Origin of the sequence: Staphylococcus sp. HMSC072E01, assembly GCF_001814125.1 — a bacterium.
Classification (GTDB): Bacteria; Bacillota; Bacilli; order Staphylococcales; family Staphylococcaceae; genus Staphylococcus; species Staphylococcus hominis.
Genome location: NZ_KV814964.1, coordinates 16048 through 29691, shown reverse-complemented (window position 1 = coordinate 29691; position 13644 = coordinate 16048). Strand labels below are relative to the sequence as shown.

Annotated in this window: 14 protein-coding genes; 5 read left to right on the top strand and 9 right to left on the bottom strand. The window is 31.5% G+C overall.

The genetic code is table 11. The features are described from left to right. Positions 1 to 27: 27 nt before the first annotated feature. On the bottom strand, positions 28 to 1146 hold the full coding sequence (gene ald / locus HMPREF2953_RS04980; protein ID WP_017176116.1) for an alanine dehydrogenase: 1119 nt from the start codon (positions 1144 to 1146) through the stop codon (positions 28 to 30). Between the two features lie 152 nt (positions 1147 to 1298). Here ald and HMPREF2953_RS04975 point away from each other — a divergent pair, with 152 nt between their 5' ends. Next, positions 1299 to 1796: a universal stress protein gene (locus tag HMPREF2953_RS04975; protein ID WP_002448964.1), complete on the top strand. Its 498-nt coding sequence runs from the start codon at positions 1299 to 1301 to the stop codon at positions 1794 to 1796. A 182-nt stretch (positions 1797 to 1978) separates the two neighbouring features. Here the strand turns inward: HMPREF2953_RS04975 and HMPREF2953_RS04970 are convergent, their stop codons facing one another. From HMPREF2953_RS04970 to ezrA, 7 genes are all read right to left on the bottom strand, one after another. Next, positions 1979 to 3175, bottom strand: coding sequence for an acetate kinase (locus HMPREF2953_RS04970; RefSeq protein ID WP_070672110.1), 1197 nt, complete (start codon positions 3173 to 3175; stop codon positions 1979 to 1981). Positions 3176 to 3257: 82 nt separating this feature from the next. Beyond that, the gene (locus HMPREF2953_RS04965) at positions 3258 to 4205 is read right to left on the bottom strand and encodes a class I SAM-dependent methyltransferase (RefSeq protein ID WP_070672108.1); all 948 of its coding nucleotides are present in this window, start codon (positions 4203 to 4205) and stop codon (positions 3258 to 3260) included. A 123-nt stretch (positions 4206 to 4328) separates the two neighbouring features. Then, a complete protein-coding gene (gene tpx / locus HMPREF2953_RS04960) occupies positions 4329 to 4823 on the bottom strand; it encodes a thiol peroxidase (protein ID WP_002448307.1) in 495 nt (164 codons plus the stop codon). 93 nt (positions 4824 to 4916) lie between these two features. After that, complete coding sequence (locus HMPREF2953_RS04955; RefSeq protein ID WP_371091001.1) at positions 4917 to 5660, bottom strand: sulfite exporter TauE/SafE family protein; 744 nt, start codon at positions 5658 to 5660, stop codon at positions 4917 to 4919. A 72-nt stretch (positions 5661 to 5732) separates the two neighbouring features. Continuing rightward, positions 5733 to 6956, bottom strand: a complete 1224-nt coding sequence (thiI, locus tag HMPREF2953_RS04950; protein ID WP_070672106.1) for a tRNA uracil 4-sulfurtransferase ThiI — start codon at positions 6954 to 6956, stop codon at positions 5733 to 5735. Further along, the gene (locus HMPREF2953_RS04945) at positions 6957 to 8093 is read right to left on the bottom strand and encodes a cysteine desulfurase family protein (RefSeq protein ID WP_070672104.1); all 1137 of its coding nucleotides are present in this window, start codon (positions 8091 to 8093) and stop codon (positions 6957 to 6959) included. Between the two features lie 163 nt (positions 8094 to 8256). Next, positions 8257 to 9951, bottom strand: a complete 1695-nt coding sequence (ezrA, locus tag HMPREF2953_RS04940; RefSeq protein WP_002448287.1) for a septation ring formation regulator EzrA — start codon at positions 9949 to 9951, stop codon at positions 8257 to 8259. A gap of 130 nt (positions 9952 to 10081) precedes the next feature. On the opposite strand from ezrA, the gene HMPREF2953_RS04935 reads away from it, so the two are divergent. Further along, positions 10082 to 10549 (top strand): GAF domain-containing protein, encoded by a 468-nt coding sequence (locus HMPREF2953_RS04935; RefSeq protein ID WP_049335921.1) that lies wholly within the window; start codon positions 10082 to 10084, stop codon positions 10547 to 10549. Positions 10550 to 10780: 231 nt separating this feature from the next. Continuing rightward, a complete protein-coding gene (gene rpsD, locus HMPREF2953_RS04930; protein ID WP_002487986.1) occupies positions 10781 to 11383 on the top strand; it encodes a 30S ribosomal protein S4 in 603 nt (200 codons plus the stop codon). A gap of 51 nt (positions 11384 to 11434) precedes the next feature. On the opposite strand, the gene HMPREF2953_RS04925 is transcribed toward rpsD, so the two are convergent. Next, the gene (locus tag HMPREF2953_RS04925; RefSeq protein ID WP_049335919.1) at positions 11435 to 12181 is read right to left on the bottom strand and encodes a glycerophosphodiester phosphodiesterase; all 747 of its coding nucleotides are present in this window, start codon (positions 12179 to 12181) and stop codon (positions 11435 to 11437) included. Positions 12182 to 12259: 78 nt separating this feature from the next. Here HMPREF2953_RS04925 and HMPREF2953_RS04920 point away from each other — a divergent pair, with 78 nt between their 5' ends. Continuing rightward, a complete protein-coding gene (locus tag HMPREF2953_RS04920) occupies positions 12260 to 12709 on the top strand; it encodes an OsmC family protein (RefSeq protein WP_070672103.1) in 450 nt (149 codons plus the stop codon). A gap of 96 nt (positions 12710 to 12805) precedes the next feature. Further along, on the top strand, positions 12806 to 13644 hold an 839-nt coding region (locus HMPREF2953_RS04915), incomplete at its 3' end, for a pyridoxal-phosphate-dependent aminotransferase family protein (protein WP_070672101.1).

Genomic DNA, 13644 nt, shown 5'->3' with positions numbered 1-13644 from the left:
TTCCGCTTTTTATTGAATTAATTTAGATTATTCTTTTAATGCATCTTCAATAGATGTATAAGTTAAATCAAAGGCTTCTGCAACACCTTTATTAGTTACATAACCTTTATACGTATTTAAACCTAATGAAAGAGGCTCATTTGCTTTAAATGCCTCTTTATAACCTTTATTAGCAAGTAACTGTGCATAAGGTAAAGTAGCATTATTAAGAGCAATAGTAGACGTACGTGGAACTGCGCCAGGCATATTCGCTACTGCATAATGTACAACACCATGTTTAACATAAGTTGGATCATCATGTGTCGTTATTTTATCAGTAGTTTCAAAGATACCACCTTGGTCAATAGCAATGTCGACTACTACTGAACCGTCTTTCATTTGTTTAATCATATCTTCAGTAACTAAACTTGGTGCTTTCGCTCCAGGAATTAATACTGCACCAATAACTAAGTCACTTTCTTTAACTGCGTTTTCAATATTAAGTGGGTTAGACATTATTGTATTAACACGACCGTCAAACAAATCTTCTAATTCCGCTAAACGTTTAGGATTTACATCTAAAATAGTTACATCTGCACCTAATCCTAAAGCAATTTTAGCAGCATTTGTACCTGCTTGCCCGCCACCAATAATGGTAACTTTGCCTTTTGGTACACCTGGCACGCCACCAAGTAGAATACCCATTCCACCGTTAATTTTTTGTAAGAATTCTGCACCAATTTGAGCTGACATACGTCCTGCAACTTCACTCATTGGTGTTAATAAAGGTAAAGAACGATCTGGTAATTGAACTGTTTCGTAGGCAATACTTACTACTTTATTATCAACTAATGCTTGAGTAAGTTTTTCCTCATTGGCAAGATGCAAGTATGTGAATAAGATAAGACCTTCTCTGAAATATTTATATTCTTCTTCTAATGGTTCTTTTACTTTAATCACCATGTCTACATCCCAAGTTGTTTTTGCATCGTTAACTATTTCTGCACCGGCTTGTTTATAATCTTCGTCTTCAAAATATGAACCAGAACCTGCGTTTGTTTCAACAAGTACTGTATGTCCTTGTTCAACTAATGCATGTATACCACTTGGTGATAAACCTACTCTGTTCTCATTATTTTTTATTTCTTTTGGAATACCGATTTTCATTCCATCCACCTCCACTTCTTATGGTAACGCTAAATTAATGAAAGCGCAATCATCAAAGGTGCACAACGTCCACATAATTGTTGAATTATAAATATTAAATATTCAGAAATTTATGTTAAAATTGAATTAAGAAAAGTTAAGGGGGACTTAAGATGTTAACTTATAAAAATATTTTAATCGCAGTTGATGGTTCACATGAAGCAGAATGGGCTTTCAACAAAGCTTTAGACGTTGCTAAACGTAATGATGCTCAATTAACTATTGTTAATATTATCGATTCAAGAACTTACTCTTCTTATGAAGTGTACGATGCTCAATTCACAGAAAAATCTAAAGGTTTTTCTGATGAACTTTTAAAAGGCTATAAAGAAGTTGCTTCACGTGCTGGTGTTACAAATGTAGAAACTCGTCTAGAATTTGGCTCACCTAAAGCAATTATACCTAAAAAATTAGCAAATGAATTAGGTGTCGACTTAATAATGTGCGGTACTTCAGGATTGAATGCAGTAGAACGATTTATCGTTGGTTCTGTTTCAGAAGCAATCGTTCGTCATGCACCGTGTGACGTACTTGTCGTGCGTACTGAAGAAATTCCAGATGATTTCCAACCTGAAGTTGCAACTCCTGAATTTAGAAAACAATTTTCTTAATAAAATAATGTATTTAAATAGAGAGGTCTGAGACATAAGGAATTGTCTCAGACCTCTTTAATATGTTAGAGATACATCATCAGAGTAGGACAACAAATTCAACATGACTTTTGTCCTATTTCCCTGCTATGTTCTAAAAAAACGATGAGATAAGTTTAATCTCATCGTTTTTTTAATCTATCTTATAATTCACCGAATTTTACTGTGTCTCTTGCAATCATGACTTCTTCATTAGTTGGAACAACAATTACTTTAACTGGAGAGTGTGGATAATTTATGAAAGCTTCTTCACCGTGAGTAGATTCATTTTTCTTAGGATCCCAATAAACACCCATAAACTCTAAGCCTTCTAAAATTTTAGAACGTATTGGTGATGAATTTTCACCGACACCTGCTGTGAAGACAATAACATCAACGCCATGCATTCTAGCAGCATAAGAACCAATATATTTGTGAATTCTAGAAGCAAAAATATCTAAAGCAAGTTCAGCTCGTTCATCGCCATTTGCAGCTTCACCTAATAAATCACGTAAATCACTTGAAGTACCAGAGATACCTAATAATCCAGATTCTTTGTTTAAAACTGTTAAAACTTCATCAGCAGTTTTACCTGTTTTTTCCATAATAAATGGAATTAAAGCTGGATCAATATCTCCTGAGCGTGTACCCATTGTTACACCTGCTAATGGAGTGAAGCCCATTGATGTATCGATAGATTTCCCACCATCAATTGCAGCAATTGACGCACCATTACCAATATGACAAGAAATAATACGTAATTCTTCAATAGGTTTTTCTAAAATATCAGCCGCACGTCGTGATACATATTTATGGCTTGTACCATGGAAACCATATTTACGAATACCAAAATCTTCGTAATAGTTATATGGTAAACTATACAAATAAGAACTTTCTGGCATAGTTTGATGGAATGAAGTATCAAAAACTACAACATGTGGAATATTAGGTAATAACTTTCTAAAGGCACGAACTCCCATTAAGTTTGCAGGATTATGTAATGGCGCTAATTCACTTAATGACTCAATTTTTTCTTCTACTTCATCAGTGACTAAAGCAGATTTAGGGAATAATTCCCCACCATGAACAACGCGATGCCCTGTACCAGCAATATCATTAATATCATTAATAATACCATGTTCTTTGAAGCTATCTAACATGATATTAATTGCCTCTTCATGATCTTTAATATCTTTAACTCTTTTTATTTTTTCACCATTTACTTCAATAGTAAATATTGAATCTTTAATACCAATACGCTCAATTAAGCCCTTTGTAACTAATTCTTCTTCAGGCATTCTGATAAGTTGGAACTTTAAAGAAGAACTTCCCGCATTAATCGCTAAAACTAATTTAGACATGATTCATTGTCCTCCAATTTATATATTAAATATCCATATCTATTTAACCACTAATACAGAAGTAATTCAAGAATATCACAGTTTATTTTTGTGAATGATTTGCGTCCATCCATTCATTTAATTTGTTAATAAAACCATGGAATTGATTAGGATTTTTAAAATCCGGAATATTAGCTAATAACACTTCTACAGGCTTAGTTTCATTTGCTTTTTTCTTTTGTAGTATTAAAATTGATTTACGTGCATTTTCATTTTTAAACAATGTTTTAGGAAGGTTTAAAAATGCTTGCATTTCAGTTTCTGTAGTAATAAAATTTTGTAACTGTTTCACATGTTCATCTTCAAAAATATTACTAGGTACTACTAAAAAAGCATAGCCACTTTGTTTTAAAGCATGGACAGCTTGTTCGATAAGTAAGAAGTGTGAATAACTATGACCTTCTTCAAATCCAAGTTTCATTTCTTTACTACGTCCATCTAAAGGATAATATCCAATAGGAAAATCTCCAATAACAACATCAGCTTCTTCCAATGGTAATGGCATAATTGCATCTTGAGGATACACATCGAATGGTATTTCTAAAAAATTCGCTAGATGCACACTAACTCTCGATAAAACGGGATCTACTTCAATTAAGTGATGCATAACTTCGCTATCTTTTAATACTTCATTCACTGTAGCGCTTAAATGACCTGCTCCACTTGCAATATCAACAATCTGTAATTCTTTATTATTTTCTGTAAATTTTTGTACTAAAAAACCTAAAATCAAACCAATAGAATCTGGTGTAATTTGATGATTTGCTTGAATATTTTCTTCTTGTAATAAGCTTAAGTAAGCAAATTGAAATGCTTTTCGACGATCTTGAAGCGTTGCTTGTTCTAACAGTGTACGTTGATTACGATATACATCTTCCATTGCCAAGCCTAAATTTTCTATAAAGCTTTGACCATTTTCTTCATTTAACGACTTAGCTTTATCATCTAAAGTTCGGAATAATCTTTCCATAATAGTTTGTTCTTCTGTCATATTCAATTCCTTTCCAATAAAAAAATGTCCATAATGCAAATGTCTTAAAACGAAATCATTCATTTTAAAATACATATGGACAATATTAGTATTATATCTTTAATTTAATCGTTTAGTAGTGACTTAAATATTACGATATGCTTCTAAAGCAGCCTCGAAATTTGGAAAATCAGTACCTTCTTGAACTAACTCTTTATAAACTACATGATTGTTTTCATCCAATACGAAAACAGAACGAGCTAATAATCTCATTTCTTTCATAACAACACCGTAATGTTCACCAAATGATAAATCTTTATGGTCACTTAACGTAATTACATTTTCTAGACCATTTGATGCACACCATCTTTTTTGAGCGAAAGGTAAATCCGCTGAAATTGTAAGTACTACACCATTTTCTTGAGAAGCCTCTTCATTAAATTTGCGAGTTTGTTGATCACATACACCAGTATCAATAGAAGGAACGACGCTAATCAATTTCTTTTGTCCTTTAAAATTATCTAAAGTAACTTCATTTAAACTATTATCCAAAACTTTAAAATTAGGAGCCACATCTCCTTTTGAAACCTCAGTTCCTTCTAAATGTATAGGGTTATTTTTAAAAGTAATTTCTGTCATATTATATGACCTCCCTTTAGTTATTTAAATTATAGTTTAATGATACGATAGTATTTAAACTTATTTCAATCATTTAAAACGCTAACTATTATTTTAATTTGAAATGATTTGCATGATATAATCAAAGGTATTTTTTAAAATGAGTAAAATGGTGACTATTATAAATAAAATTTTGACATATCCTACACCTTTTTTGATTGCAAAATGTGCACCAGTATACGACCCAATCACCATACTAACTGCCATAATTAATCCATATGCTATATTTACTTGGCCAAGAATAATAAATAATGTTAATGCACCAACGTTTGAAGCAAAGTTTAATACTTTTGCATTTCCAGCTGCACTTAAAAAATCAAATCCAAACATTAATAATACAAATAACATAAATGATCCAGTACCACCGCCTAAGAATCCGTCATAAAATCCAATTAAAAGCAGGAGTGATATAAAGGCAATCGCTTTACTAATAGTAAGTTTAGAAAACGTTCTGACATTACCCCAATCTTTCTTAAAAATGGTGTAAATTAAAACAAGTGTCAATATGACTATAACGAGTGGTTTCAAAACTTCTGATGGTAAGAAAGTTGCTAAACTTGCTCCACCAACTGCAAATATAAATACAAACGGAAATAATCTAAATACTATTTTTTTATCCACATTTCCAGATTTTAAAAATTTGATTGCACTCGTTAATGAGCCAAACGCACTGGCTAATTTGTTTGTACCTAATGCTAATGATGGCGGCATTCCTATAGCTAAGAGTGCAGGAATTGATATTAAGCCACCGCCACCCACAACGGCATCTATAAATGCTGCCAAGAAACCAAAACTCATAATAATGAAAATAATATGAAAACTTAGTTCTATAACGCCCACCTCTTATTAAATGACTTTAATACTTTCATATTAAAATAATTCATCAATGAGCGCATCAGTATGTTTATCTTTTTCAGTTTTATAATCTTTATTAATCTCTATTGTTTCTACATTGTCTGCTGCTTCTTGGACAAGATCATCAAAATTAAACACACTTTCATATTTAACAACTTTATCAAAATTTGGTTCAGTTACAGGGTTTTCAGGCGTGAAAATCGTACAGCAATCCTCATAAGGTTGTATTGAAACTTCAAATGTTCCTATTTCTTTTGCTTTTTTAATAATGTCTTCTTTATCTAAAGAAATAAGTGGTCTTAAAATAGGAGTAGATGTAACATCATTGATTGCGTACATACTCTTTAATGTTTGACTAGCTACTTGACCTAAATTTTCACCATTTACGATAGCATTCGCTCCAATACGTTCTAAGATAATATCTGTCACTCGTAACATCATGCGTCTAGTAGATGTCATGGTATATCGTGGATGCACAGACTTATTGATTTGTTTTTGAAGTGCTGTGAAAGAAACAATGTGTAATTTAATTGGTCCTACACGTTCAGATAGTATGCGTGTCAATTCAATCACTTTGTCTTTCGCTTTTTCACTTGTAAATGGTGGACTGTGAAAATGAATAGCTTCTATTTTTACTCCACGTTTCATAATTTCCATACCAGCTACTGGTGAATCAATTCCACCTGACAACTGAAGAAGTGTTTTACCACCTGTACCGGTAGGTAATCCGCCAGCACCATTGATAACTTTAGTATAGATATACACGCCTTTTTTACGTACTTCTACTTTAATATTATGTGTCGGACGTTTAACATCTACTTTTAAATGATCAACTGCTTTTAAAATGGCGCCACCTAGTTCTCTTTGTAGTTGATACGTATCTAATGAAAATGATTTATCTACACGTTTTACATCAACTTTAAAAGTATCTCCATTTGCAAAGTCTTTAGCTAACGAAATACAAAGTTGTTTCATATCTTCAAGATTTTGTGTTGTTTTAAATACTGGACTAATAGATCTTATGCCAAATATCTTTGTTAAACGATTTATGACTTCATTAACATTTGCGTCCTCAAAAAGCGAGATAAACATGCGATCTCTCTCACATTTAACTCGTGTACCTTCTAATGAACGTAATGACTGAATAACATTTTCTTTTAATACATTTGTGAATCTTCTTCTATTTGTTCCTTTTAACGTAAGTTCTCCATATCTAACCAAAATATGATCATATTTCATTTATTTCAACAACTCCTTTATTTGAGCATAGATTAATTCAAGTTTATCTTTAAATTGTTCGATATCTTTTTCTGTTGTCGTTTCACCCATGGATAAGCGAACACTTCCCTCTATTCTGTTATCCTTAATACCCATTGCTAACAAAACTTCATTTAATTTTTCTCTTTTAGACGAACATGCACTTGTAGTCGACACCATAATATCCAATTTTGAGAATGCATTAACAAGCACTTCTCCTTTTACTCCTGGAAAAGCGATATTTAAAATATGCGGAGCACTATTTTCTGGAGAATTAATATACACTCCCTTATATTGACTTAAACATTCTCTAATTACTTTATTATAGCGTGATAGACGATGATTAATCTCATTTAAATTTTGAATTGCAATTTCCATTGCTTTCACAAGTGAAACATTCATTGCTAAATTTACCGTGCCACTTCTAATTCCATATTCTTGGCCACCGCCAAATATTGTCGGTTCAATTTTTTCCTTATTATCGATAATTAATATGCCTTGACCTTTTAAACCATTAAATTTATGACCACTAAAACTAATACTATTTACATCCTCTAATTGCATTGGAATTTTCCCTAAAGCCTGTACGCCATCTACGTGAAAATGTGCCTTAGGATATTGTTTTAATAATGATCCAATTTCTTTTATCGGTTGTATTTGTCCCATAACATTATTGACATACATACATGTAACTAAGCCCACGTTATCCGTCATTAATTGTTCTAAATGATTAATATCTATTTGACCATTTGGAGTCACATTCACATATTTCAATATAAATCCTTGTGTTTCTAAATAACGCATCACTTCTAATACTGATGGATGTTCTAAGACTGAGGTAATGATTACATTCGCAAACTGTTTTTTTCTTAATGCAATACCTTTGAGTGCAATATTATTAGACTCAGTAGCACCACTTGTGAAAATGATATCAGTATTTTTATTGAGGTTTAACATCTCTTTTACACGCGACTTAGCCTGTAATAATATTTTTTCTGATTGTAAACCCATTTGATGAGGACTATTAGCATTATAATAAGCTTTCTCACTTACCTTTAGAAATGAATCTAAAACCGCTTGGTTCGGTTTTGTTGTGGCAGCATTGTCTAAATAAATCATATATATAGAACACTCACTTTCATCAATAACATATCTAAAACATATTTTAACTTTCTCGACTTAAAAATAGACACTCAAGCATTATACTATTTTTTTTTAAAATAAAAGAGAATAACCTAGAAATATGTGGATGTCTAGGTCATTCTCTAACTATAAAAATGTATTATCCTTTAATTACTTCATTTTCAATATGTTTTGTTATACCAGGTTCTACACTTTCAAGTGCTTGCTCTGATACTTCAATTGAGCGTTTATAACGGTTATTTTTAAATAAACGTTCTGCTTCGTTTAAGCTTTTATCTACAGTATGATGATCTTTACGATATCTATTTCCATATTGAATTAATCGTTCTGCATAGACTGCATTGACTAATATATCATTTGCTTCATCTTCAAACGTATTCATTTGAATTACGATTTTTGAAACTTTATCTTTAAGTTGTTTAACATGAAGCGGACGTTCGTTAAATTGTTCGCTGACCGCTCTTACTTCATGGTCGATTTCATTTTTCATAATAACAAATCGCTCTGGAACACTTGTTAAGTTTGAAGCAAGAAGTCGACGATAAATCTCTTCTTTTTTCGATTGAATTTTTAATAGATTATCTTCAGCCTCAGCTTCATCTTCTCTAAGTTGAATCAGATGATTTTGTAATTTTTCTTGTTCTTCATTAATCACTTTTACATGTTCATCTAAGTATTCTAAATTATCTTTTACTTCACTATATCTCACAGCAGATTTAGACATTTCTTTTAGAATATCATCATATACTACAACTAGATTTTGAATTTCATTTTCATGTTGTCTAATACTATGAACATCACTTTCATTAATGAAATAGTTTTCTCGAATATAGTCGATTTCTGTTCTAAGCGTATAATTCATTTCTCTCGCTTTGAATAATTCATTTGTAATATCTTCTTTTGTTTCTTCAACTTCATTTTTAGCTTTTACTTCATGCTCAATTAAATCATACATTTCATCAAGCTTATCATTAATTTGTTGCAATTTATCATTAGCTTCCTGTAATTCAAGACGACTAATCATAGGTTCTACAAAATTTAATTCAGTTTTTAAGCTTTGTAATGTACCATCAATTTTTACATGATCCAAGTCATAACCATTTACTTTTAAATCTCTACAACCATATTTTAAATCTTGGAATTGTCCGGGTAACTCTTTTTGAGTTTCTCTAATTAAATCTGGAATTTCATCCATGTATTCTTTTGTTTCATTAATAGATTCATTTAATCCATTAATATGATTATGAGCTTGTACATAGTTACCTTCTTCTTTCAGCATGTCATACTGATCAAGTTCTGGTTCAAAAGCCTCAATACGTTTTTCAAGAGGAGCTGCCGCCTCTCCAAATTGATGTCTATTTGCTAAAACATCTCTCTTCATTTCACGATAATCTGTTTTACATTTTTCATAGATTGCTTCGTTGTCTTTATGTAGAGAAAGAATTTCATTTACTTCATCTACTTGTGACTGATAACCAGCTTCATATCTATCCATTAATTCATGAGCATCATCAATTTCAGTTTGAGCTCCTGCAAATTGGAATTTATCAAGTTGAAGCTCAGCGTCATGAATTTTTTCTTCTACTGGTGCTAAATAGTTATTAGTGTGATCTAATGTGTTTTGTTTTAACGCGTCATATTTTGTTCTCGTTTCACCTTTAAGATTTAAAGCTGATAACTTTTCTAAATTATCTTCAAAAGGTAACTGTTGAACTTTTAATTTACGTTCTTCTGCTTGCTCAACTATTTTACGTTTGTTAGAACGTAAATAAAACATAATACCGACAGCAATCAATATAATAATAATAATTGCTAATATAATGTATAAAACCATCTCATTCTCCTCCTATATTATCATTATTATAACGTATCTTATCTCGTCATTAAAATAAAATTCAAAGAATTGATTGAAAAATTTTTTACTTTTATACTAATAATCAAAATATTGATAGAGAGGTTTTTATATGCCGACAATTAAAGAAACAAATTACAACTTATTAGGTAAACAACTTGCAAGTCTTATTGAAGATGAAACAAATCTAATCGCAATTTTAAGTAATACTTCAGCTTTACTCAATGACAATTTAGATCAAATCAATTGGTTAGGATTTTATTTAATTGAAAATAATGAACTTATTTTAGGTCCTTTCCAAGGCCATCCTGCTTGTATGCATATCTCTATAGGAAAAGGTGTATGTGGAACTGCTGTTGCAAATAACCAAACACAACTTGTAGATGATGTAAATACATTTCCTGGTCACATCGCTTGCGATGCTAATAGTAAATCTGAAATTGTCGTTCCAATTCATGTTAATAATGAAATCATCGGCGTGTTAGATATAGATGCGCCTATTACACAACGATTTAGTAAAGACGATCAACAAGGACTTGAAGAGATCGTTTCTATCTTAGAACACCAATTATCAAAATAATAAATTTAAATGATTCCTTGACACTTTAAAAAATAATGGTACAATGAATTTTGTGTGAATTAACGAAAATAGCAGTTGTATATTATTAAGCTCTATGTTGTTCCCGATGTGGACGTGTCGCGTAACTGTAGCTATAAGGTGAAGACACATAAAACAATATATCTTAATGAGCATATAACACTCTTTTTTGTTTATTCATTCCAACAAAAAAGAAAAAGGAGGAGTCTTATTATGGCTCGATTCAGAGGTTCTAACTGGAAAAAATCTCGTCGTTTAGGTATCTCATTAAGTGGTACTGGTAAAGAATTAGAAAAACGTCCTTACGCACCAGGACAACATGGTCCAAACCAACGTAAAAAATTATCAGAATATGGTTTACAATTACGTGAAAAACAAAAATTACGTTATTTATATGGAATAACTGAAAGACAATTCCGTAACACATTTGATATTGCTGGTAAACAACACGGTGTACACGGTGAAAACTTCATGATTTTATTAGCTAGCCGTTTAGATGCAGTAGTTTACTCATTAGGTTTAGCACGTACACGTCGTCAAGCTCGTCAATTAGTTGGTCATGGTCATATTGAAGTTGATGGTAAACGTGTTGACATCCCATCATACGCTTTAAAACCAGGTCAAGTTATCTCAGTTCGTGAAAAATCACAAAACTTAGATATCATTAAAGAATCTGTTGAAATCAACAATTTCGTACCAGAATATTTAGATTTCGATGCTGACAGCTTAAAAGGTACTTTCGTTCGCTTACCAGAACGTAGTGAATTACCAGCTGAAATTAATGAACAATTAATCGTTGAGTACTACTCAAGATAAGTTGGTTAATATTTTACCACCCTTTCCATTTTGGTCAGGGTGGTTTTTTATTTATAGTTTAAATATATCATCTGGTATATCTGAAATAATCCCATCTACTCCTAAATGAATCAATTTCTTCACATCTTTCACGTTATTTACTGTATAAGGTATTACTTTAAGATGATGTTCATGAGCACGCTTGATAAATTTTTTATTTATTAATTTATAATTAGGATTTATAAATTGTGCAAAAGAAGCTATATTTTCATAATCAGGTTGTTTGTACCAGTATTGTTTTTTACTTATTAAAACACCTAGTGCATATTTCTTTGTGTATTCAGACATTTTTTTAACACTTTCCACATCAAATGACTGAATAATGACTCTATGAGAGGGAATTTGAAATTTATCTAGTTCCTCAAGTAACGCTTTTTCAATGCCAGGATACTGTTCTGGTTTTTTTATTTCAATAAGTAATGTTTTAGAATACTTTTTAAATAAAGAAAGTACTTCGCTAAAAGTAGAAATACAGGTATTTTTAAAAGATTCACCATGTTTGATTCCAAAATCAAATTGTTTTAATTCTTCTAAAGTAAAATCTTTTACTTTACCCTTTTGATTCGATGTGCGATCAATGGAGTCGTCATGAATGACTACTAATTGTTTATCTTTTGTAAAATGTACATCAATTTCTAACATATCAATATGTTGCATAAGGGCTGCTTTAAAACCTTCCAACGTATTTTCAGGATATTTCTGCGATAATCCACGATGTGCAACGATTTGAAATGATGTATTAGGCTTTTGTATTTTCATTTTTAAACACCATCCTTTAAATTAGTTATATGTTCAACTACACTTAAATTACCATAATGATATAGGAGGTCAATAATAATGGTTAAACACGATTTTGTAGTTCATACGTCATGGCGTGGGGGTCGTGAAGAAATCGGTAAAGTTAAAGGCGATGTAATTTCTGAGCAAATTTCTATTCCCTCTTCACTTGGGGGTAATGGAACTGGGACAAATCCCGATGAAATGTTAGTTGCAGCAGCCTCCTCATGTTATATTATCTCTTTAGCTGCTACACTTGAACGAGCTAAATTTACTAATATTCATTTAGAAATTAAGTCAATTGGGAGTGCAGTTTTTGAAAATGGAAAATTTAAAATGGAAAAAATCACTCATTATCCAACAATATCTCTTACAGAAGAAGAAAAAACGCGTCTTAATAAACGACTTCCTAAACTATTAGATATTGCTGATCATCATTGTATGATATCTAACTCAATTCGAAACAACGTTAAAATAGAAATTCAAGCAACCATTCAAGATAAGAACTAAAAGCGGTCAATTAAACTGCCGCTTTTTATTTAGACTTTTAAAATTTCAGAATATTTGGTAAAATTAAAAAATCTTATATCAGGAGGAAGATTTACGATGTATTATTACGAACCTTTATTATTAACACCTGGACCAACCCCTGTACCTGATGAAATCACACATGCACTTAATTTATCAATGATAGGTCATAGTTCTTCAGATTTTGAAGCTGTCGCAGAAGAAGCATTTAATCATTTAAAACCTATGTTTGGAACTAAAAACAAAGTAATGATCCTTACTTCAAGCGGTACTAGTGTTTTAGAAGCTAGTATGTTAAATATAGTCAATCCTGAAGACCATTTTGTAGTCATTGTATCAGGTGCATTTGGCAATCGTTTTAAACAAATTGCGGAAACATATTATAAGAATGTACATGTTTATGATGTTGAATGGGGAAAAGCTGTCGACATTGAAGCATTTGAAACATATTTACATTCACTTAATCATGATATTACTGCTGTATTCACTCAATTTTGCGAAACTTCTACTGCTGTACTTCACCCTATACACGAATTAGGAAAAGTAATTAAAGCATTCAATCAAGACATTTACTTCGTTGTCGATGGCGTAAGTTGTATTGGTGCCGTTGATGTCGATTTAGAAAGAGACAATATTGATGTACTCGTGTCAGGTAGCCAGAAAGCTTTAATGTTACCGCCTGGCCTATCTTTTGTTGCTTATAATCATCGTGCACAAGAGCGATTTAAAGTAGTTAAAACACCACGTTTTTATTTAAATTTAAATAAGTACTTTGATTCTATTGAACAAAATTCTACTCCATTCACACCAAATGTTGGATTATTTAGAGCGGTTAACGCTTATGCTGCACTTATTAAAAAAGAAGGATTTAACAATACCATTCACAGACATTATTTGATTAGAGATGGTTTAAGAGA